Raw genomic sequence first — 20,307 nt, 5'->3', positions numbered from 1 at the left:
TATCGAGGAGTTTCTATGTCCCACGTCGTCGAGCTGATGGTGCGTACTACGTGTGGCTCCTGCGCGCGAGTGCTCGAGCAGATTACTCCGGTGGTCCAGCAGGCTGGTGCGGAGCTTAACGTGCGCACGGTGGATGAGGATGCGGAGCTGGCCATGGAATATGGTGATCGCGTCCCCGTTGTAGTGATTGATGGGGAGGAATTCTCCTGTTGGGAAGTGGACAACGAGGAGCTAGCGCAGGCGCTGGCGCAGTAGTTTTCTTCGGCGTTCCCGCGAGTTTCGGAAACAAGCAGAAGGCTAGTAGTCTTTTGGATGATCTATGTCATCCAAAGGGATGATAAACAACTGGAGGGTAGTGCATGAGTGTGCTCGTCGTGGGCATGTCGCATCAGTCGGCGCCGGTGGCGCTGCTGGAAAAGCTGAGCATGGACGAGACCGTGCAGAACCATACGTGCCGGGCCATGGTGTCGGCAGGCTCGCTGAGCGAGGCGATGATTATCTCCACGTGCAACCGCCTGGAGGTCTACACCGTTACCAATTCCTTCCACACCGGCGTGCAGGATGTCGTGCGCAACCTCGCTGAGGTTTCCGGCGTGGGGGAGGAAGAACTGCGCTCCTACCTTTATGTTCGCTATGCCGACGCCGCCGCTGAGCACCTCATGATGGTGGCCTCGGGCTTGGACTCGATGGTGGTAGGTGAGCAGCAAATCATCGGTCAAGTCCGTACCGCCTATCAGTTCGCTGTCGAGCAGGGAACCGTCGGGCCGCGTATCCACGCGCTGGCCCAGTCCGCGCTGCGCACCGGCAAGCGGGTGCATTCCGAAACCGAGATCGATGAGGCAGGATCCTCCATGGTCTCTTTCGCTTTCGATCAGGCCCTGAGCCGCATGGGCACGGACGATCTCGACGGCAAGCGCGTGCTGATCTTGGGGGCGGGTGCAATGGCCTCGCTAGCGGCAACCCACGCGGGGCGCTTGGGAGCACACCTGGTTATTGCGAACCGCACCCTGGCTCGCGCCCAGCGCGTGGCGGAACATGCCCATGAAGCGGGCGTCTATGCGGACGTCGTTGAGTTCGCGCACCGCGCCCAGGCTTTGCACGATGTGGACATGGCGATTTCTGCTACGGGCGCCCAGGATTTCACCATTTCAGCGGCCGACGTCGAGCGCTACCACGTGGCCGACCGCGAGCTCATGCTCGTGGATCTCTCCTTGCCGCGCGATATCGATGATGCGGTAGCAGATGTCGAGGGGGTCGACCTCGTTAACATCGAGAGGCTGAGTAATTCTTTGCAGGCGGCCGATACTGACCTTGCCGCCGGCACCAGCCCCCACGCGCAGGCGCGGCGCATCGTCAATGAAGAGCTGGAAGCCTATGCTTCCGAGCAGCGCGTCCGCGACGTCGTCCCGGCGGTATCGGCGCTGCGCAAGCGGGCAGCGAACCTGGTTCAGTGCGAGGTAGCGCGGCTGGAGCAGAAGCACCCAGAGCTGGATGAGCGCCAGATGGGAGACATCAACCGTGCTCTCAAGCGCGTTGCAGATAAGCTGCTCCATGAGCCCACGGTTCGTGCGAAGAAGCTCGCAGCCAACTCCGGAACGGTGAGCCACGAGACCGCGCTGCAGGAACTCTTTGGGCTCCAGCTAGAGGGCAGCGGTGTGGCCATTGACGTGGCGGAGCTGCCGGATGCCGCGCAGATGGAAGCCGCGGAAAGCACTAAGGAAGAAAAGGACGCATAGATGTTGACGATCGGCACCCGAGGATCCCTCCTGGCCACCACGCAGTCGGGGCACGTGCAGGAGTGGCTGCAGCAGGCAGGCTATGAGGCAGAGCTGCACATCGTCACCACGCAGGGGGATGTCAACATGGCGCCCGTGGAGCGCATCGGCGTGGGCGTATTTACGCAGGCCCTGCGTGAGGCCGTTGCCCGCGGCGAGTGCGAGATCGCGGTGCACTCCTTCAAGGATCTGCCCACGGCTGCCGACGAACGCTTCGACCTTGTGGTTCCGCAGCGCCAGGACATCCGCGAAGCGCTTATCGCCCGCGATGGCCTGACCCTCAAGGAGCTGCCGGAGGGCGCACGCGTAGGTACCTCCGCGCCGCGCCGCATCAGCCAGTTGCGGGCGCTGCGCCCGGACCTTGACATTCGCCCACTTCGAGGCAATATCGATACCCGCATGGGCAAGGTCACCGGTGGCGAGCTCGACGCCGTCCTCCTGGCCTACGCCGGCCTCGTGCGCGCGGGCTATGCCGATCGCGCCACCGAGGTCTTCGACCCGGAGGTTTTCATGCCCGCCCCGGCACAGGGCGCGCTGGCCATCGAGGCAGTGAAGGGAACGGAGGCTGCACAGGCCATTGCCCTGCTTGCCGACGCCCCCGCCACCGCCGCCACCCGCGCCGAGCGCACCGTGCTCTCCCGGCTAGAAGCCGGCTGCACCGCGCCGGTTGCCGCGGTCTCTCACTGGGAAGGCGAGCAACTGGTCGTGCGCGGCGGAGTCTTCGCCCTCGATGGTTCTCGTCAGCTCATCGCTCAGGCCCAGGGCGAGGCCAGCGAGGCAGAAGAATTGGGGCGCGCGGTCTCCAAGGAGCTCTTCGCGCAGGGAGCTGCAGACCTCCTGGCAGCGGAGTAATCGCACGTAATTTTTGCTTTGGGGCCTTTTCCTTTAGTGTGTATCTAGCACACAATCATTGAGAGCAATGATTTAGGCCCCCTTAACTCGCGAGTGAGGGGCTTTCTTGTCTCCATTTCCCGCGCCCGCCACGCGTGGCGCCGGGGCACTCGGAATCCACAAACTAGAAAAGAACCTTATGAGCAAAGCCGTGCCGGATACCCAGCCTGAGCTGGGTAAGTCTGATCTGGGCAAAGTCGTCTTCGTCGGTGCCGGCCCAGGCAACCCCGACCTGCTGACCGTTCGCGCCCGCGAGGTTCTGGAGACGACAGCCAACGTTGTTACCGACGCCGCCGTTTCCCAAGGCGTGCGCGACATGGTGGCGCAGCAGGTGCCGGTTCCGCAGGAGCTTCTCGATGCCGCCGAGGAGGAGTACGAGCGCATCTGCGCCGCCGCGAAGGAGGCGGGTGCGCGCCGCAAGCCGCCGCGCCCGGCTCCGCCGACGGCAGCGGTGTTTGAGGAGGCCGCGGGGGACGTTGTCAAGCAACTGCGTGAGGCGCTCGAGCGCGCCGAGGGCCACGACGTGATCCGCCTGGTCACCGGAAACCCGCTCAACCGCGAGTCCATCAAGGCGGAAATCACCGCCGTGGCCAATGCGGGTATGGAATTCCAGGTGGTCCCGGGCATGTCCCTGCCTTCGACGGTTCCGTCTTTTGCAGGTATTGCTCTCGGTGCGACCTATACCGAGGCCGACATCACCGAAGGTGCGGATTGGGACGCGCTGGCCTCTGCGACGCAGCCGCTGGTTTTGCAGGCCACGGCAGATGACCTGCCGGTCATTTCCGCCGAGCTGGTGGAGCGCGGGATGCCCGCGGAGACGGAAGCCTACGTCACCGTCCACGGCACCACCCGTCTGCAGCGCACCCACGAGACCACTCTGGGAACGCTGGGCAAGCTCGACGCTGAGCTGCCGGGCGAGCTCGTGGTCACCCTGGGCCGCAGTTTTGATGATCGCTCGAAGTACTCCTGGTGGGAGAACCGTTCGCTCTATGGCTGGCGCGTGCTCGTGCCGCGCACGAAGGAGCAGGCCGCGGCGATGAGCGCCCGCCTGGCTGGTCACGGTGCCATTCCGCAGTCGGTGCCCACTATCTCCGTGGAACCGCCGCGCAACCCGGCGCAGATGGACCGCGCCATCAAGGGCATCGTCGAAGGCCGCTACAAGTGGGTCGTGTTCACCTCCGTCAATGCGGTGAGCGCGGTGTGGAAGAAGATTGCGGAACTCGGCCTCGATGCCCGCGACTTCGCCGGTGTGCACCTGGCGGCGGTGGGGCAGAAGACTGCCGATGCGATTCGCGCCAAGGGCATGGTCCCGGAGCTTCTGCCGCCGGCGAGGAAGCAGAATGCCGAGGGCCTCGTGGAGGTCTTCCCCAACTACGTTGAGGACATCGACGCCGTGGGCCGTGTGTTGCTGCCGCGCGCTGATATCGCCGGCGAGACTCTGGTGAACGGCCTGTTGGACTTGGGCTGGGAAGTCGATGACGTGGTGGCCTACCGTACCGTGCGCGCGGCCCCGCCGGCGGCGGAGATCCGCGACATGATCAAGTCCGGTGGCTTCGATGCGGTGGCCTTTACCTCGCCGTCGACGGTGCGCAACCTCGTCGGCATCGCCGGCAAGCCCCATGCCCGGACCATCATCGCGTGCATCGGCCCCTCCACCAAGGCGGCGGCCGAGGAGGTGGGGCTGCGCGTGGACGTGGTCCCGGAGGTTGCGGATGTGCCGACGCTTGTCGACGCCCTCGCTGACCACGTCGCCGCCCTCCGCGCCGCCGGCAACCTGCCTGCTCCGCGCAAGAAGCGCCGCTCGCGCAAGAAGTCGGCGTCGACCACTGCTGGGAAGGCAGATTAGGGGCGACTAGAGTCGAGAAAGTACTTTTGATTTTCTCGTAGCTCAAAGGAGAGTTTTTACTCATGAGCATTGCTCGCCGCCCCCGCCGCCTGCGTCAGAACCCGGCTTTTAGGGACTTGGTTGCGGAAACGTCGCTGCGCCCCTCCGACCTCATCCTCCCGATGTTCGTCGTCGATGGTCTGGATGAAGCCCGCGAGATCCCCTCCATGCCGGGAGTGGCGCAGCACAGCTTGGATTCCCTCAAGCGCGCCGCCCACGAGGCACTTGACGCCGGCGTGACCTGCGTTGACCTTTTCGGTGTGCCGCGTGAGGAAGACAAGGATGCAACCGGCTCCGTGGCTTGGGACCCGCAGGGCATCCTCAACGTTGCGATTGCCGAGCTGCGCAAAGAGTTCGGCGATGACCTCATCGTGATGGCGGATACCTGCCTCGATGAGTTCACCTCGCACGGTCACTGCGGTGTGATCGATGACAAGGGCCGCGTGCTCAACGATGAAACCGTGGAGCTCTACCAGGACATGGCCCGCTCTCAGGCCCGCGCTGGTGCGCACATGGTCAGCCCCTCCGGCATGATGGACGGCCAGATTGCCGCCATCCGCGAGGCCCTCGACGAGGCCGGCCACGAGGACGTGGCCATCATGGCCTATTCCGCCAAGTACGCCTCCGCCTTCTTCGGTCCCTTCCGCGATGCGGTGGGCTCCTCCCTGGAGGGCGACCGCCGCACCTACCAGCAGGATCCGCGCAACTTCCGCGAGTCCATGCTGGAGGTGGACCTGGACATCGAGGAAGGCGCGGACATCGTCATGGTTAAGCCTGGCCTGCCGTACCTCGATGTGCTGGCCGGTGCCGTGGAGCGCTCCTCCGTGCCGGTAGCCGTGTACCAGGTGTCCGGCGAGTATGCGATGATTCAGGCAGCCGCCCAGAACGGGTGGATCGATGGTGAGGCCGTTATGCTGGAGTCCTTGACTGCGTTCAAGCGCGCGGGCGCGGACCAGATCCTGACGTACTTCGCCACGGACGCCGCCCGCTTGCTCAAGTAAAAGGAGAATCGTGACGTTCAGCCCGAACACGGCTTCGTCGGCGCAGAAGCCGGCGAAGCAGGACAAGGAGCCGGATAAGGAGAAGGCCACTCGCACCGAAGCCGTTTCCCTCATGCTCAAGGTGTGGGCCGTTGCCTTGGTGCTTGAGGTGGTGCACCTAGTCCTGAGCATCGTGCTGACCCTTCTGAACCGGGACGAGCTCTTTGCCCAGGCCCGCACCACCGCGGAGTCCGCAGCGGAAAAGTCTGGGCAGGACGCCAGCGATGCCCTCGTGCAACTCGTGGGCTATGGCTCGGTGGCGTTCAGCTCGCTGATATCGCTCGCCATCGTCGTCCTGCTGGGCATCATGCTGGGCTTGATCCACAAGAACTCCTCGGCGGCCGGCACCGGCCGGCGCCTGTGGTTCGCCTTCTCCCTCTACTTCGCCTTCCGCGTGCTCATCGTCTTCATGAGCAGCCCCGCTGGGGCGAGCGTTCCGGACTGGCTGTTCGTCCTCGATGGCGGCGTGCAGATCCTCGTCGGCGTGGCCGCCGTCATGGGCTTGATCTTCTCCTCCAAGGAAGAAGTTCTTGAGTACACCGGCGAGATGGAACAGATGCGCCAGATGCGCAAGGAGATGGAAGAGCAGCGCCGTCAGGAAAACCTGGAGGAGCGCGAGAAGAAAAACAAGGACAAGGAGAAAGAAAGAGACAAGGACGGCAAGCGATGAATGACCGCCCCGGCCCCGCGGACTATAATCGCCGTCCGCGCCGCCCTAAGAAGCAGGGCGAGCAGGATCTTTCCACCTGGCCTTCCCAGCTGCGCATCTCCTATTGGGTCTTTGTGGTTGCCGCCGTTGTGATGTTGACCGCCGGAATGGTGGGACTCTTTGGCTCCTATGGCTCGGTGACCAACCCCGAACTCAGCCCAGAGCAGGTGGGCTATATCCGTTTCAATACGCGCTTTGCTGCCATTTCTCATGTGGTGAGCGCTGTCATCATTGCGGCGTGCTCCGCGCAGTTAGCAAACGGTTCGGTGTGGGCGCGCCGCATCATTACCGCGGTTTCCGCCTATGCCATGTTCGTCAGCATAGCGGCGCTGATTGCCGGCGTGGGCGGGCTGCTCTTGTTGCTCATTCCGATGGCGCTCATGGTGGGAATCTTCTTCCTCTTTCATCCAGACTCGACGGCGTTCATTAAGGCCCGTCGGGCGCAGAATTCCTGATTGGCGCCCACTCCAACTTTTGATTCATAATGGACGGTATGTCTCGTCTGTCTGCCGCGCCGCTTATTGAGGCCGCTTCCGGCCGCACCCCGTCCCGTCCGCCCGTCTGGTTCATGCGCCAGGCGGGGCGTTCTTTGCCGGAGTACCGCAAGGTCCGTGAGGGAATCAGCATGCTGGATTCCTGCTTCATGCCGGAGCTGCTGGCGGAGATTACCCTGCAGCCGGTGCGCCGCCACGACGTTGATGGCGCCATCCTGTTCAGCGATATCGTCGTCCCGCTCAAGGCCGCGGGCGTCGGCGTGGAAATCGTCCCTGGGCGCGGCCCAGTCATGGATGCGCCCGTGCGCAGCAAGGAGGATGTGGCGAACCTGCCTATCCTCGACGTCGACGTGCCCGAGGTGCGTCAGGGCATCGAGATCATTCTGAACGAGCTCACCGACAAGCAGGCACTCATCGGTTTTGTCGGTGCGCCTTTCACTTTGGCCAGCTACCTCATTGAGGGTGGCCCCTCGAAGAATCATGAGCGCACCAAGGCCCTGATGCATTCCGAGCCAGATACCTGGCACCAGCTCATGGAGCGCCTGACCCCGACGATCATCTCTTTCCTCCAGCTTCAGCTGGAAGCGGGCATCGATGCGATGCAGCTCTTTGATTCCTGGGCGGGCTACCTCAATGAGCGCGACTACCGCGAGTTTGTTCTGCCCTATTCAACGCAGATCCTTAAGGCCGCGGAGGGCCGCGTGCCGCGCATTCACTTCGGCGTGGGAACCGGCGAGTTGCTCGGCGCGATGTCGGAGGCCGGTTCGGAGGTCATGGGCGTGGATTACCGCGTGAGCATGGATGCCGCCGCGGCACGCGTCGATGCAGACATTCTGCAGGGCAACCTTGATCCAGCTTTGCTCTTTGCCGGCGAGGACGCGGTGCGACAGGGCGTGCGCACCATCAAGGCAGAGGTCGCCCGTGCAAGGGAGCGCGGCGACGTGAAGGGACACATCTGGAACCTCGGCCACGGGGTTCTGCCGACTACCGACGCCGACGCCATCACCCGCGCCGTCGCCATCATCCACGAGGAGGGCTAAATGAAAATCGCGATCATTGGTGCTGGACTGGCGGGACTCACCGCCGCGTGGGAACTCAAGCACAACACCGAGGGCTCCCACGAGGTCTACGTTTTCGAGGCGGCCGATCGCATCGGCGGCAAGCTGCACACCGTGGCTTTCAACGGCGGCCCCACGGACATGGGCGCGGAGGCCTTCATCCGCCGCCGCCAGGATGCCGTGGATTTCTTCACGGAGCTGGGCCTGGAGGATTCCTTCGTGGAACCCAACAGCCAGCTGCGCCCGCGCGTGTATACAGGCGGCGAGCTGCACTTCCTGCCGCAGGGCGGGGTCATGGGCATTCCTTCCGCGCCGCAGGACTTCTTCTCCGCTGCCACCAATGAGCGCATCACCAACGAGCAGCCCTTCGAGTGGGAAGTCGGCGGGGATGTCTCCGTGGGCAAGCTCGTGCGCCAGCAATATGGCGATGACGTGGTGGATCACGTGGTCTCCGCGCTGCTCGGCGGTGTGTACTCCTGTACGGCCGATGACCTAGGCCTGCGCGCCACGGTCTCGCACTTGGCGGCCACGCTGGACTCGCTGGCTAAGGAGGGCCCGGTAACCCTGTCGGCGGCAATTAAGCAGATCGAGTCCGGCCGCAGCCCGGCCGAAGGCTCCGTCTTCGGCACCTTCAAGGGTGGCTACGCCGAGCTCTACGAAGCCCTGGCTGAGAAGTCCGGCGCGCAGATCCACCTGGACACCTTCGTCTCGGGCGTGACGCGTAAGGGTGATGCCTTTGAGGTCAAGGGCGCGCCGGGGGATATCGGTCCCTTCGACCGCGTGCTCTTTGCCACCCCGGCTCCGACGACCGCGCGCCTGCTTAAGGTCGTGGCCCCGGAGGCCGCCCAGGAGTTGTCTTCTGTCCAGCTGGCCTCCTCTGCGGTCGTCGGATTCAACTTTGCCTCCGCCACAGACCCGGAGGGCAACTCCCTTCCGGAGGCCACCGGCATCCTCGTCGCCTCGGACGAGCCCGGCGTGCGCGCCAAGGCTTTCACGCTCTCATCCAATAAGTGGCCGCACCTGAACGAGCGCGAAGGCTTCCTCGTGCGCGCCTCCTTCGGCCGCTTCGGCGATGACGCCCTCGTGCGCGCGGAGGAGGATGACCTGGTGGACTATGCCCTTGATGACCTGCAGAAGATCACCGGCTTCGACGGCCGCGCCGCCGGCGTGGAGGAGATCTACACGCAGCGCTGGTTCGGCGGCATCCCCCGCTATGACGAAAAGCACCTGGCTACCGTTGCCGCCGTGCGTGCCGCGCTTGCCGACGTCCCCGGTATCGCCACCGCCGGCGCTTGGGCCGATGGAGTCGGCGTGCCCGCCGTCATCGCCGGCGCCCGCGCTGCCGCGCAGGCGCTCGTCAGCTAGCTCGCTGTCCCTCCTTGTGGCGCCTCACAAAGGGCGCCTCACAAGGGGCGTCCCGCAAAAGGCGTCTGATAAAAGGTATCTTTGGGTGTAAAAACGCCATCTGCAATGCGCAAAAGGCGTTTTGGGCCGTGAAAACGCCTTATGACTGATGCCTTTTGTCAGATGCCTTCAGCTGGTCGATGGAGTTACGTAGTCGCTCTGCATTGCGAGGGGAACGCAGAAGGTATTCCGTTTCACGGAGCGAGTTGTAGTCATCCATGGAAACGGTCGTTGTGAGGTTGAGCTGCTCGCACACGTGCTCATCGTGGCTGACCAGGATGAATGCCCCGCGGTAGCTCGTGAGCACCTCAATCAGCCAATCGGTGGTGGGGATATCGAGGTTGTTTGTCGGTTCGTCGAGAAGCAGAAAGCGCGGGGCTGGGTCGCTGAGCAAGACGCGGGCGATTTCGACGCGGAAGCGCTCGCCACCAGAAAGCTGGCCCACTGGCTGGTGGATCTTGTCGTTGATAAAGAGCATTTGGGCCAGCTGGTCGCGCAGGAACTGCGGGTCCGCGTTGGGGTTGGCCTCCCGCACGATGTCGAGCACCGACTTCTCCTCAGGCAGGACGATGCGTTGGCGGATGTATCCGCAGGGCAGCGCGTACTCGACGTCGCCGCGGGCGATGCGGTTGAGGAAGGTGGTCTTGCCGCTGCCGTTGGGCCCGGCGAGGCGAACACGCTCAGGGCCAGTAATGCTGAGCAGATCGCTGACCAGCACGCGGGTGCCCACGGGCAGCTCAGTGCCGGGGAGGTCGATGTGGACATGGGTGTCGTCGCGAAGCGCGCGCTGTGCCTTGTCATGAGCCGACAGGGCGGCAGCCACTGCATCGTTGGCCTGTTGAGAACGCCCAGCGGCCGAGCGCTCAGAACGGTTCTTGTCCAAGCCCATGGCCATGCCGGGTTTGCGCTTCGAGGCGGCGAAGTTCTTGCCGCGGCGGGCATCGCGCGCAATGCGGGTCTGCATGGCGGCGCGCTCGCGGATTTGTTTGCGGTGTTCGGCCTTGGTCTCTCGGACCTTGGCCTGCGCGGAATCCTGCTCGGCATCAATCGCTGCGCGGTAGGAGGAGTAGTTTCCCTCGAACTCGCGAAGTGTTCCGTGGTAGAGCTCCGCAATGCTATCCGCGTGCGCGAGGAGCTCGCGGTCGTGTGAGACGACGAGAACCGGCATCGGCGCGGTGCGAATGAGCTCGAGCAGGCGCTGGCGTGATGAGGAGTCCAGGTTGTTGGTGGGCTCGTCGAGGATGAGGACATCCGGCTTGCGGAAGAATGCGGCGGTCAGTGCCACGGTCACCGCTTCACCACCCGACAGTGTTCCGATAGTGCGCTCTAAGGGGAAGGGGATACCCGCAGCGTCGAGAGCTGCTTCAATACGTTCTGCTAAGTCCCACTGCTCACCAACAGTGGCGGCGAGCTCTTCCGAGTATTCGCCAGCCTCAATGCGGGCAATGGCGTTGAGGACTTCGGTCGCGCCAAAGACATCGGCGATGGTGCTAGACGTATGGAGGCCTAAATCCTGGTCGACATAGAGGACTGAACCCGCGGATACCGTTCCCGAAGTCGGGGCAATGAGGCCTGCAAGTACCTTGGCTAGCGTTGATTTTCCGGAGCCATTCGCACCGACCAAGCCCGTGAAGTGCGAGGAAAACGTGCCGGTGAGCTCCGTGAAACAGGGGGTGCCGTCGGGCCAGGTGACGGTGAGATGAGAAAAAGAAATAGGCATGAAGAAATCCACCTTCGAGTAAGTCGCGTAAAAAGTGTGACGTCGAATTAGGAAAAAATCTTCATGCCCGAAAGGCTACCCCGGCTAATATCCCAGCGCAAGGGCCGCCACACCAAGACCGAGGGCGCCGCGGGCAATGTAGTGCAGCACCTCGGGGGAGAAGGAGACGCCGAAGCCGCCGCTGTCCAGCATGGACATGCTGTCTACCTGTGCCGGGCGGGAACGCTTAAACGACGCCCAGCTAAGACCGGCGATGATGAGCACCACTGCGATGGCGGAGAGCTTCCACACCAAGAGGAGGACACCAGCACCAAGGAGTGCCGTGCCCACTGAAGCGATAAGGGGAAGGCCCCAGTCGGGCCATGCATCGTCGCTGACGCGGCCGAAGGAGGCAGCGCGCCCAACCGCCGCGCCGACGATGCTCCACGCGGACATGAATCCGACGATAGCCAGCGCCCCGAGCTGTGGGGCGAACCCTAACGTCAAGCCGAGGGCCGCGAGCGCACCGACGCCGATGTACCACCGTCGTCCCAGACGACGGAAGAAGAGACCCGTCAGCGTGAAGGGCGCATGGGCGCGACGAGGAATCCAGGCGGACTGGCTCGCAATGGCATCAGAGGTGACCTCCGAATCAAGCAGACCAAGGCCAGATCCACCGACCAGGCGCGTATGCCCAGCGCTGAGAAGCGAAGCCAGCGTGAACGAGCGCCACCCCACGACAAAACGCAGGGCTGGCGCCACAAGCGCGAACCACGGGGATAGCCCGGTGGACACGCAGATGCCGAGCCCCAATACCCCGAACCCGATCAGCTGCGTCCATGTGATCCAGTCGGTACCGCGGAGTTTGCCGCGTGGGCGATCAACGTACACCCAACGTTCCCGGGAGAGCGCCCGTAGGGGATAAAGAGTCTCGGCGAACACGATGAGAGCGAGCAGTCCCACGATGCCGGCAATAGGAGCGACACCAGTCAGCGTGATGCGCGCCGGGATGATAGGCACGACGGCGCTGACTTCTTGCCATCCTGTGTAGCCGAAGCCGATGACGATACCGGCGAGGATGAGATACCAAATGCCATCACCTAGCCGGGATAGCGTGCGCATCACAGCTGCACCACCTCGTCGCAGGCCTGGGTGATCGTGTCGGAATGCGTGGCCACGACGACGCAGCGATTCTCCTCGTCGGCTAGGTAGCGCAATTCGCTTGCGAGGAACTCAGTCCAGGTGGCGTCGAGGTGGCGCTCGGGCTCGTCGATAAGCACTGCGCGCGCCGGCTGGTACAGCTGTGCGGCCAGGAACACGCGCTGGCGCTGGCCTGAGGACAGGCGCGAGGCGGGGTGAGGGAGGAGAGGCTCAAGCGCCCAGAGTTCGCAGAGCTTGGCGACGTCCACCCCTGTCGCCTTTCCTATCAAGTCCAGGTGCTCGCCCACGGTGAGGTCGGGGAGGAAAACCGGCTCGGCCACCGTGATCACAGCACCCGGTTGCTCCTTCGTGCCGACGGGATGGCCGTCGTACTCCACTGAGCCTTCGAGAGGCGCAAGCTCACCGCCGAGCGTTGCGAGCAACGTGGATTTACCTGAACCGTTGGGGCCGGCGAGGCCATAGATGCGGCCTGGGGCGAAGTCCTTCTCAAGATGTCCAAGGGGCGTGGAATGCCCATAATCGGCGTCGATGGAAAGCATTGCTGGGCGGCGAGCTCCTTACATTGGGCGGCTAGACAATAGTTAAAACTTATTTATGAAGTTTAGCAAAATGCACGCCCCGAACGTTGTTCTCGAGATGGGAAACACCCTTGGGATTGGTGTTATGAGCTGCTAAAATGAGAGAAAATGTAGTTGAAAACTCGGGAGGGCAGCAATGTCGGAGCCTATTCAAATTGAAAGCAGCAGCAGTAGTAGCGGCCGTGATCCGTTAGCGTTGAGTGATGCTGCGTTACGTTTAGCAGGCCACGATGTGACTGATGAGTACGTGCGCCAGCTGGGCCGCGAGATAGCCGCAGGGACACTATCTGCCGACGAAGCAATCGTTCGTGTACGGCGTGCTTCGCTGAAGTAGAGCGAGAGTTCGTCGGAAAGCGGGGGCGTCTAGCTCTTGGGCCTAGCCTTTGTTGCGGAAGACGAAGATGGAGGAGAAGTCCTGGTCGCCGTGGCCCATGGCCTGCTGCTCCTCAAAGCGCTCGATGGCGGCGGCCACTGCAGGCAGCGGCTTGTTGGCGGTCATCTCCATGAGCTTGGCGTCCTTGCACAGGGCATCCACGGTGAAGTCACCCGGAGTGGTGTTGCGCTCGCCGGTGATGAACGGGCCCTTCATGTTCTTCATGAAGGCCAGGCCGGTGATGTCGAGCATCTCGAGGATGACCTCGGAATCGAGGCCCTCGGACTCGCCGAGGTGGAGTGCTTCCAGCACGCCCTCCGCGGTAACGGCAAGTGCTAGGTTGGCCAGGAGCTTGCCAATCGCCGCGGTGGCGGCGGACTCCACGCCGATGAGCTTGTTCTCATCGGCCCACGGCTCGGCGATGGTCATGGCGAGCTCGCGGCGGTCGTCGTCAGGCGTGCCCACGTAAACGCCGAGCTTGCCTTCGCGTGCTGGGCCTAGCGAGCCGACGACGGGCGCGTGGACATAAGAGTCGACCGCGGCAGCGAATTCGCGGGCGGCATCGGGGGAGACGGTCGTGGTATCGATCCAGGTCACGCCCTCCGGGATGAGGTTGGCGTCAATGACTCGCTCACGGATGTCATCGGGGCCAAAGAGCGAGGTAATGATGACCTCTGCGCCCTCTACGGCGGCGGTGGGCGAATCGGCGAGGGTAGCGCCGGACTCGACCAGCGGCTGCGCGCGCTCGGCGGTGCGGTTCCAAACGGTGAGCTCATGGTTCTTGAGGAGGTGTCGGGCGAGCTCAGTGCCCATGCGGCCAGTACCTAGGAATGCAATCTTCATGCCGCCCAGTGTGCCATTATTGTGGGCAGGCTCGCCGCGATTTATGCGAGCCCCGGACGAGGGAGCCGTACCCGGTGACGCGACAAGACGGCCAGAAAGGGCTGGCCATGTCGTGGTTTGTGTTGATTTTCTCCGGCGCCTTTGAGGCTGTGTGGGCAGCGGCGCTGGATAAGTCGGAGGGCTTTAGCCGCCTGTGGCCCTCGGTGATCTTTTTCGTGGCCTGCGCCATTTCGATGGGCGGGTTGGGCTGGGCCATGAAGTCTATCCCCGTGGGCACGGCCTACGCGGTGTGGGCCGGTGTGGGCGCGGTGGTCACCGTCATTTACTCCTTCGTCGCCGGGCACGAGGCGGCAACCGTGTGGAAGGTGCTGTTCCTGGCCATGATCATTGGTGGGATCGTGGGCCTGAAGGTGGTGCATTAGGAGGCGTCGTCGTTTGAAACGACGAAGGAGAATCGATAGTTCGGTGAGTGGATGCCTATGTACTTGCGTAGTAGGCTTCTGGATATCAAGCCGCAAGGCAAATAGGCTCTGGCCCCAGCATCGCTGGGGCTATCTTTTTGTTCCGGTTCGGTTGAACGCGTCGCTATTCGTAGCGCAGCGCCTCAATCGGGTCCAGCTTCGCGGCCTTGCCCGCGGGGTAGTAGCCGAAGAAGAGGCCAATAGCCAGCGAGAAGAGCAGCGAGAGGATGACCGCCCACAGCGGCGGTGCTACGAGTGAGCCGATGGCGGCCGCGCCCGCCATGCCGGCGGCGGTGCCGATGGCGATGCCGATGAGTCCACCGATGAGGCAGACCACGATGGCCTCTGTGATGAACTGGATGCGGATATCGCGGCGGCGTGCGCCAAGCGCCTTACGGATGCCAATCTCGCGGGTGCGCTCGGTGACCGTGATGAGCATAATGTTCATCACGCCGATGCCGCCGACGAGCAGCGAGATGCCGCCGATGGCCGCGAGCACAAGGCTCATCGTGGTGAAGATCTGGTTCAGGGACGCGAGGTCATCGCTGAAGTCGGACACCTTGACCATGTAGTCAGGGTTGTCCTCGTAGTAGCTATCGAAGACGCGCTGCAGGTTGCTGGCTACCGCGGCCTTATCCAAGTCCGGGTTGCCGCGAACGGTGACCTCGCTGAAGGCGGTGCCAGCACCCGGGGAATCGGAGAACTCGGCCTCGAGCGGGTAGGGAACGAAGGCGGTTTGGCTGGGGCCACCGCCCACCAAAGGCCCGGTTTGCGGTTCCTCAAAAACACCGATGACGGCGAGCTCGATCGGGGAGGCCTCCTGGCTTTCAAAGCTCACGTATTGGCCAATGGCGTCTTCAGGAGCGCCGAAAAGCTTGGTGGCGGTTTCCTTATCCAGCATGGTCACTGCCCGGCTGGAATCGATATCATCCTCGCTGAGGAAGCGCCCGGCCACGATGGAATAGGACGAGCCTGAGACATAGTCAGGGTTGGTCGGGCGGACCAGGAGGTTGGCGGTCTCCTCCCCGGATTCGCCCTCGACCACGAGGGCGCCGGAATAAGAGCTGTATTCGCCGATATTGATGCCGGCGATCTGATCTCCCAAGACCTCCTTGGCGCGGTCCAGCATGTCAGGGGTGAGCATGGAGGATTCGTCTTCGACGAAGCCACCGCCCATGAAAGGATCATCAGCCTCTTCTTCTTCGCCCTCCTCAGGACGCTCCTTGACCTGGACGGTGAAGTTGTTCGCGCCGACCTTGTCTAAGTCCTTCTGCACGGAGGACTGCAAGGAGTGGCCGAGCGTGACGATGGCGATGACCGCGGCGATGCCGATAATGACGCCCAAGAGAGTCAGCGCCGAGCGCATCTTGTTGGTGCGCAGGCTGGTCAGCGCCATCTTGGTGGATTCAGCGAAATTCATGACAACACCCCGTCCTTCATCGTGACGGTGCGGCTGCATTCATCAGCCAATTCCGGGTTGTGGGTAATAAACAAAATGGTCTTTCCATGCGTGCGGTGCAGTTCGTGGAAGAGGTCCATGACCATGCGGCCGGTCTGCGAATCCAGTGCGCCGGTGGGCTCGTCCGCCAGCAGAATATCCGGCTGGTTGGCCAAGGCGCGGGCCACCGCCACGCGCTGCTTTTGACCACCGGAGAGCTCGTTGGGCAGGTGGTTCATGCGGTCACCCATGCCGACCATCTCCAAAAGTTCTTCCGCGCGCTGGGTGCGCTCGTGAGCCGAAACGCCCGCATAGACCATGGGCATCTCCACGTTCTTTAGCGCGGACATGCGGCCGATCAGGTTGAAATTCTGGAAGATGAAACCGATTTTTTGGCCGCGGAAGGAGGCTAGTTTGTCGTCGCCAAGCGCCAGTGCATCCACCCCAGCCAGCTGGTACTCGCCGGCGGTGGGGCGGTCGAGGAGGCCGATGATGTTCATGAGCGTGGACTTGCCGGAGCCGGACTGGCCCACGACGGCCACGAACTCGCCTTCGTCCACGCTGAAGTCGAGGCCCGGGATGACGGTCAGCTCGCTGTCGAGACCCTCGTTGAAACGTTTGACGATTCCCCGCATCTCAATGAGGCGGCTCATGCGTTCTCTTCCGCATCATCGGAGCCTTCTACGGAGGCGGACATGCCGACCATGTCCTTGTGCGTATCCGCCTGGCTGATGACGGTCTCGCCCTCCTTGAGACCAGAGGAAATAGCGGCGGAGAAATCGGATTCGCTGGCCACTTTGACCTCGCGCGCCTGGATCGTGCCGTTGTCAATGACGAGGACGTTCTTCTTTCCGCCGTCTTCAAAGATGGCGGAGAGCGGCACGGTGATGGCGTTCTTATCCTTCTTCGTAATGATTTTCACCTTCGTGGTGGAACCGAGGCGCAGGCCCTCGCGGTTGCCATCGACGCGGATGTGCACGGGGAATTCGGGCTTGGTAGAACCAGTTGGCTTGCCGGAGCCGCCCCCTGCACCAGCCTCGACATCGGGCTGCTCAGCGGTGGGGGAGATGAAGGTGACTTTGCCCTTGTACTCCTTGCCGGGGCTCGATGGCGAGGTGAAGGAGACTTCATCGCCGACCTTGATGCGGGCGATATCGCCCTCCTTGACCGTGGATTTCACCAGCAGGGAGGAATCATCCGCCACGGTGAGGATGGGGCCTTCGGCCGGGGCGCCGGCCTGGCCATTGACGGCGGTGACAACGCCTGCCAGAGGGGAGCGCAGGTCGGCCTGGGAGAGCGTGTACTCCAGAGGCCCATTCTCCTTGGCGTTGCTGGCGCTTGCCGACGCCGCCGTCTCCACCGCATGGTTTACTGCTTGGGACTGGGAGGCGATTTGGTGTTCGATGGCCAGGTTGCTGGCCTGCAGTGCACGCTCGGCATCGGAGACGGCCTGGTAGGAAGCGGCGGTGGCGCGCTGCTGTTCGCCGAGCTCGCGGTCGATGCCGCGGAGGAGGCGGCCATAGGATTCCTCGGATTCCTTCAATTGGCGCTCGGAGTCTTGCACGGCTTCATCGGAATCGAGGTAGCTCAAGAAAGCGCTGGCGGTGTTGATGCCGGAAGGGTCCTCGGTGGCGGTGCCGATGGAGGCCAGCGCGGACTGGAAGGACTTGGACTCGGCATCGCGCACCCCGGAGCGCGCCTGCTCGACGGCCGCGCGGGCTTCGGCAACCTCGGGGCGGTCGCCCTTGGTGGCGAGGGCATCATCGAGCTTGCGCTGCGCCTCGGCGTACTCGGTCTGCGCCGAATTCACGGCGGACTGGGCGCTATTGACCTCGGGGTTGAGGCCTTGGTCGAGGGAATCTTGAAGCTGGCGCAGCTGAAGCTGGGCGTCCTCGATCTGGTGGACGGCCTCGAGCTTGCCTGCCTCTTGAGAGGTGCGCTGGGCTTCGAGCTCGCGCTCGGTTTCCGTGGTGTCCATGCGGCCGAGGAGCTGCTGGGCCTCGACGCGGTCACCCACCTTCGCGTCCAGGGACTGGATGGGGCCGGTCAGCGAGGTTGTCAGCGAGAGCTCGCGCTCGGCGGAGACGGTGCCGGTGGCGGAGACGGAACTGATGAGGTCTTCCTTGGTGGTTGTCGTGACATCGGTTGCGGTGAGCTGAATGTCGGAGGAGCCGCTGGTTAGTGCGTACATTCCACCACCGCCTGCGAGGAGAACCGCAGCGATAGCGCCGGCGGTGATGCCGAGAGCTTTCTTGTTCATGAGTCCCTTACTGTCAGGTAAACGCCGTCATTGAAAATCGGGTTCAGCTTAACTCCCGGCTATGCTTCCTGTCATGTACAGCGGGGGAATATAGGAGGTAGATCAGGGTCTACCCTTAGATGGTGTGAGGCCATGAGGATTGGCGACGTTTCGATCAACTAAGGGTCCGAAAATGGGCGTTTTTCTGCCACTATTTGATCGAAACGTACTTGGTATCCGCCTTTTAGAAGGGCACATCGATGCGTATATCCTCCGCGCGCGGCAGCGGGGGAAGTGTCGGTATGCGGTCGAGGCCGGCTTGGACTTCTGGCGGGATGGGGATGGACGTGGGCACCCGCGGGGGCTCGGGCAGTTCCAGCTTGGGCTTGGGCCGCTGCGGTGGGGCCGGACGGGGTGCGGGCGCCGGGGCGGGGAGGGTGACGGTTTCTACTTCGATGCGTGGCGCGGGGGCCTCGACGGTCGTGGGTGCGGGCGCGGGCGCCTCGGTTTCAGATTCCGGTTCGGCCGGGGCGGGCGAGATAGAGGTGGTGTCGCCGAAGCGGTTGACCGGCTGGGGCAGGGCATTCGGCTCCCAGGACGTCGGTTGGGCCGAGGTGGTAGGGCTGGGTTCGGTGCGCGGAGCGGGTTCCGCCTGGGTGGCAGCGCAGGCAGACAGCGGAAGGCAAGCAAGAACGACAAGAAAACGGCGCGATGCCATGGGAATCCCCCTTAAGCTAGTGCCTCTCCACAGCGCACCCCAGCGCTTAAATAAGGAAAGGCAGAATCAACAGTGTGCTGCCAGCATAGCGCCACAGTAGCGGGCTCGCAGCGCGAGCGATTGCTGCCGCTTAGGAGGCAGTGGTGGGAAGACGGAAGGACACGAGGGGACTCCAACTTTTGTATAGGGCTAAAACCGATACAATGTGGGCTATGCCTAACTCCAGCCAGCGAAATCAGCAGAATACGTCCCAGTCCGCCGAGTGGTTCGAGCGCGCCACGAAGGTCACCCCGGGTGGCGTGAATTCCCCGGTCCGCGCCTTCGGATCCGTGGGCGGCCAAGCCCGCGTCATCGCCCGTGGCGAGCGCTCCCGCCTCTGGGACGTCGACGGCAACGAGTACGTCGACCTGGTCAGCTCCTATGGCCCGATGATCCACGGCAATGCCCACCCGGCCATCGTGGAGGCAGTGCAGAAGGCGGCTGCCGACGGCCTCTCCTTCGGTGCCCCGACCGAGGGCGAGACGCTGTTGGCGGAGCACATCGTCAAGCGCACCGCCGTGGAGCAGGTGCGCCTGGTCAACTCCGGTACCGAGGCCACCATGTCCGCCGTGCGCCTGGCCCGCGGTTTTACCGGCCGCGCCAAGGTCCTGAAGTTTGAAGGCTGCTACCACGGCCACGTGGATGCGCTGTTGGCGTCGGCTGGCTCCGGCGTGGCCACCTTCGCGCTCCCGGATTCCCCGGGCGTGACCGGCGCCTCGGCCGCGGATACCATCGTCGTTCCCTATAACGATCTCGACGCCGTCCGCGAGGCCTTCGCCGCGCACCCGGGAGAGATCGCCTGCATTATCGCCGAGGCCGCAGCGGGCAACATGGGCACCGTGGCCCCGGAAGAAGGCTTCAACGCGGCGCTCAAGGAAATCGCGCATGCCGACGGCGCCCTGCTCATCCTCGACGAGGTCATGACCGGCTTCCGTACCTCCTACAAGGGTTGGTTTGGCGTCGATGGGGTAGCGGGTGACCTGGTGACCTTCGGCAAGGTGGTCTCCGGTGGTCTGCCCGCAGCTGCCTTCGGTGGCCGCGCCGACGTCATGGCCTCGCTGGCGCCGTCGGGTCCCGTCTACCAGGCGGGCACGCTGTCCGGTAACCCGGTGGCGATGGCCTCCGGTCTGGCTTCCCTGGAGCTGGCCAACGAAGAGCTGTACCCGCGCCTGCACTCCAATGCGGATCGCCTGACCGGCCTCATCACCGAGGCACTGAGCGCCGCCGGAGTGGCACACCACATCCAGCGTGCGGAGACGATGTTCTCCATCCGCTTCGCCGAGGGCCAGGGCCGCAACTTCGCCGATATGCAGGCCGCCGATACCTGGCGCTTCGCACCCTTCTTCCACGCACTGCTGGAGGGCGGCGTGTACGTCCCGCCGTCAGCCTTCGAGACCTGGTTTGTGTCTGATGCGCTCACGGACAATGATTTTGAGGTAATCGAGGCAGCTCTCAAGCCTGCCGCCCAGGCCGCTGCCAGCGCGCAGCGCCCGCAATAAACC

General features: G+C 63.5%; 19 protein-coding genes and 1 riboswitch. Of the genes, 11 read left to right on the top strand and 8 right to left on the bottom strand.

The window, feature by feature from the left end; all coding sequences use genetic code 11:
• The first annotated feature begins 15 nt into the window (after positions 1–15).
• The 9 genes from QP999_RS02115 (at position 16) to QP999_RS02075 (ending at position 9,217) form a co-directional block, all read left to right on the top strand.
• On the top strand, positions 16–255 hold the full coding sequence (locus QP999_RS02115; RefSeq protein ID WP_070533963.1) for a glutaredoxin family protein: 240 nt from the start codon (positions 16–18) through the stop codon (positions 253–255).
• A 104-nt stretch (positions 256–359) separates the two neighbouring features.
• A complete protein-coding gene (locus QP999_RS02110; protein ID WP_154736755.1) occupies positions 360–1,736 on the top strand; it encodes a glutamyl-tRNA reductase in 1,377 nt (458 codons plus the stop codon).
• Entirely contained in the window at positions 1,737–2,627 is an 891-nt protein-coding gene (hemC, locus tag QP999_RS02105) for a hydroxymethylbilane synthase (protein WP_070533958.1), read from the top strand.
• A 178-nt stretch (positions 2,628–2,805) separates the two neighbouring features.
• Complete coding sequence (locus QP999_RS02100) at positions 2,806–4,512, top strand: bifunctional uroporphyrinogen-III C-methyltransferase/uroporphyrinogen-III synthase (protein WP_070561583.1); 1,707 nt, start codon at positions 2,806–2,808, stop codon at positions 4,510–4,512.
• A gap of 62 nt (positions 4,513–4,574) precedes the next feature.
• Positions 4,575–5,552 carry a porphobilinogen synthase gene (hemB, locus tag QP999_RS02095; protein ID WP_070521091.1) on the top strand — a complete coding sequence of 326 codons (978 nt, stop codon included), beginning with the start codon at positions 4,575–4,577 and terminating at the stop codon, positions 5,550–5,552.
• Positions 5,553–5,562: 10 nt separating this feature from the next.
• Complete coding sequence (locus QP999_RS02090; protein ID WP_070561588.1) at positions 5,563–6,261, top strand: hypothetical protein; 699 nt, start codon at positions 5,563–5,565, stop codon at positions 6,259–6,261.
• Positions 6,258–6,755 carry a tellurium resistance protein TerC gene (locus tag QP999_RS02085; protein ID WP_070521085.1) on the top strand — a complete coding sequence of 166 codons (498 nt, stop codon included), beginning with the start codon at positions 6,258–6,260 and terminating at the stop codon, positions 6,753–6,755. Before QP999_RS02090 ends, QP999_RS02085 begins: the two co-directional genes overlap by 4 nt.
• A 38-nt stretch (positions 6,756–6,793) precedes the next feature.
• Entirely contained in the window at positions 6,794–7,834 is a 1,041-nt protein-coding gene (gene hemE, locus QP999_RS02080; RefSeq protein ID WP_070561590.1) for a uroporphyrinogen decarboxylase, read from the top strand.
• Entirely contained in the window at positions 7,835–9,217 is a 1,383-nt protein-coding gene (locus tag QP999_RS02075) for a protoporphyrinogen oxidase (protein ID WP_284847555.1), read from the top strand.
• Between the two features lie 139 nt (positions 9,218–9,356).
• On the opposite strand, the gene QP999_RS02070 is transcribed toward QP999_RS02075, so the two are convergent.
• The 4 genes from QP999_RS02070 to QP999_RS02055 all read right to left on the bottom strand — a co-directional run bounded on the left by QP999_RS02070 (position 9,357) and on the right by QP999_RS02055 (position 13,910).
• Complete coding sequence (locus tag QP999_RS02070; protein WP_284847554.1) at positions 9,357–10,976, bottom strand: ATP-binding cassette domain-containing protein; 1,620 nt, start codon at positions 10,974–10,976, stop codon at positions 9,357–9,359.
• An 84-nt stretch (positions 10,977–11,060) separates the two neighbouring features.
• On the bottom strand, positions 11,061–12,077 hold the full coding sequence (locus QP999_RS02065; protein WP_284847553.1) for an ABC transporter permease: 1,017 nt from the start codon (positions 12,075–12,077) through the stop codon (positions 11,061–11,063).
• Positions 12,077–12,655 (bottom strand): ABC transporter ATP-binding protein, encoded by a 579-nt coding sequence (locus QP999_RS02060; RefSeq protein WP_284847552.1) that lies wholly within the window; start codon positions 12,653–12,655, stop codon positions 12,077–12,079. The genes QP999_RS02065 and QP999_RS02060 overlap by 1 nt, the downstream gene beginning before the upstream one ends.
• Before the next feature lie 415 nt (positions 12,656–13,070).
• Entirely contained in the window at positions 13,071–13,910 is an 840-nt protein-coding gene (locus tag QP999_RS02055; RefSeq protein ID WP_070533936.1) for an NAD(P)-dependent oxidoreductase, read from the bottom strand.
• Between the two features lie 25 nt (positions 13,911–13,935).
• A riboswitch (guanidine-III (ykkC-III) riboswitch) is annotated at positions 13,936–14,006 on the top strand.
• Between the two features lie 11 nt (positions 14,007–14,017).
• Here QP999_RS02055 and QP999_RS02050 point away from each other — a divergent pair.
• Positions 14,018–14,332, top strand: a complete 315-nt coding sequence (locus tag QP999_RS02050; RefSeq protein WP_070521062.1) for a DMT family transporter — start codon at positions 14,018–14,020, stop codon at positions 14,330–14,332.
• A 163-nt stretch (positions 14,333–14,495) separates the two neighbouring features.
• Here QP999_RS02050 and QP999_RS02045 read toward each other — a convergent pair whose 3' ends face one another.
• The 4 genes from QP999_RS02045 to QP999_RS02030 all read right to left on the bottom strand — a co-directional run bounded on the left by QP999_RS02045 (position 14,496) and on the right by QP999_RS02030 (position 18,766).
• On the bottom strand, positions 14,496–15,791 hold the full coding sequence (locus QP999_RS02045) for an ABC transporter permease (protein ID WP_284847551.1): 1,296 nt from the start codon (positions 15,789–15,791) through the stop codon (positions 14,496–14,498).
• Positions 15,788–16,462, bottom strand: coding sequence for an ABC transporter ATP-binding protein (locus QP999_RS02040; protein ID WP_269948791.1), 675 nt, complete (start codon positions 16,460–16,462; stop codon positions 15,788–15,790). Before QP999_RS02040 ends, QP999_RS02045 begins: the two co-directional genes overlap by 4 nt.
• On the bottom strand, positions 16,459–18,069 hold the full coding sequence (locus tag QP999_RS02035; protein WP_284847550.1) for a permuted SH3 domain-containing protein: 1,611 nt from the start codon (positions 18,067–18,069) through the stop codon (positions 16,459–16,461). Before QP999_RS02035 ends, QP999_RS02040 begins: the two co-directional genes overlap by 4 nt.
• Positions 18,070–18,292: 223 nt before the next feature.
• Positions 18,293–18,766 (bottom strand): hypothetical protein, encoded by a 474-nt coding sequence (locus QP999_RS02030; protein WP_143336301.1) that lies wholly within the window; start codon positions 18,764–18,766, stop codon positions 18,293–18,295.
• Between the two features lie 203 nt (positions 18,767–18,969).
• Between QP999_RS02030 and hemL the strand changes: the two genes are divergently transcribed.
• The gene (gene hemL / locus QP999_RS02025; protein WP_284847549.1) at positions 18,970–20,304 is read left to right on the top strand and encodes a glutamate-1-semialdehyde 2,1-aminomutase; all 1,335 of its coding nucleotides are present in this window, start codon (positions 18,970–18,972) and stop codon (positions 20,302–20,304) included.
• Positions 20,305–20,307: the final 3 nt, after the last annotated feature.

The sequence above is a fragment of the Corynebacterium sp. MSK004 genome, assembly GCF_030232515.1.
Taxonomy (GTDB): Bacteria; Actinomycetota; Actinomycetes; order Mycobacteriales; family Mycobacteriaceae; genus Corynebacterium; species Corynebacterium hesseae.
Note: the sequence above shows the minus strand (reverse complement) of the source record. Positions and strands in the feature narration are given on the sequence as shown.

What these genes read in the sequence shown, in the direction of transcription:
- hemC (WP_070533958.1), top strand. Translation starts at nt 1,737, where the DNA reads ATGTTGACGATCGGCACCCGAGGATCCCTCCTGGCCACCACGCAGTCG.
- hemB (WP_070521091.1), top strand. Translation starts at nt 4,575, where the DNA reads ATGAGCATTGCTCGCCGCCCCCGCCGCCTGCGTCAGAACCCGGCTTTT.
- QP999_RS02040 (WP_269948791.1), bottom strand. Translation starts at nt 16,462, where the DNA reads ATGAGCCGCCTCATTGAGATGCGGGGAATCGTCAAACGTTTCAACGAG.
- QP999_RS02030 (WP_143336301.1), bottom strand. Translation starts at nt 18,766, where the DNA reads ATGGCATCGCGCCGTTTTCTTGTCGTTCTTGCTTGCCTTCCGCTGTCT.
- QP999_RS02065 (WP_284847553.1), bottom strand. Translation starts at nt 12,077, where the DNA reads ATGCGCACGCTATCCCGGCTAGGTGATGGCATTTGGTATCTCATCCTC.
- hemL (WP_284847549.1), top strand. Translation starts at nt 18,970, where the DNA reads ATGTGGGCTATGCCTAACTCCAGCCAGCGAAATCAGCAGAATACGTCC.
- QP999_RS02035 (WP_284847550.1), bottom strand. Translation starts at nt 18,069, where the DNA reads ATGAACAAGAAAGCTCTCGGCATCACCGCCGGCGCTATCGCTGCGGTT.
- QP999_RS02060 (WP_284847552.1), bottom strand. Translation starts at nt 12,655, where the DNA reads ATGCTTTCCATCGACGCCGATTATGGGCATTCCACGCCCCTTGGACAT.
- QP999_RS02085 (WP_070521085.1), top strand. Translation starts at nt 6,258, where the DNA reads ATGAATGACCGCCCCGGCCCCGCGGACTATAATCGCCGTCCGCGCCGC.
- QP999_RS02110 (WP_154736755.1), top strand. Translation starts at nt 360, where the DNA reads ATGAGTGTGCTCGTCGTGGGCATGTCGCATCAGTCGGCGCCGGTGGCG.
- QP999_RS02075 (WP_284847555.1), top strand. Translation starts at nt 7,835, where the DNA reads ATGAAAATCGCGATCATTGGTGCTGGACTGGCGGGACTCACCGCCGCG.
- QP999_RS02045 (WP_284847551.1), bottom strand. Translation starts at nt 15,791, where the DNA reads ATGAATTTCGCTGAATCCACCAAGATGGCGCTGACCAGCCTGCGCACC.
- hemE (WP_070561590.1), top strand. Translation starts at nt 6,794, where the DNA reads ATGTCTCGTCTGTCTGCCGCGCCGCTTATTGAGGCCGCTTCCGGCCGC.
- QP999_RS02070 (WP_284847554.1), bottom strand. Translation starts at nt 10,976, where the DNA reads ATGCCTATTTCTTTTTCTCATCTCACCGTCACCTGGCCCGACGGCACC.
- QP999_RS02100 (WP_070561583.1), top strand. Translation starts at nt 2,806, where the DNA reads ATGAGCAAAGCCGTGCCGGATACCCAGCCTGAGCTGGGTAAGTCTGAT.
- QP999_RS02055 (WP_070533936.1), bottom strand. Translation starts at nt 13,910, where the DNA reads ATGAAGATTGCATTCCTAGGTACTGGCCGCATGGGCACTGAGCTCGCC.
- QP999_RS02050 (WP_070521062.1), top strand. Translation starts at nt 14,018, where the DNA reads ATGTCGTGGTTTGTGTTGATTTTCTCCGGCGCCTTTGAGGCTGTGTGG.
- QP999_RS02115 (WP_070533963.1), top strand. Translation starts at nt 16, where the DNA reads ATGTCCCACGTCGTCGAGCTGATGGTGCGTACTACGTGTGGCTCCTGC.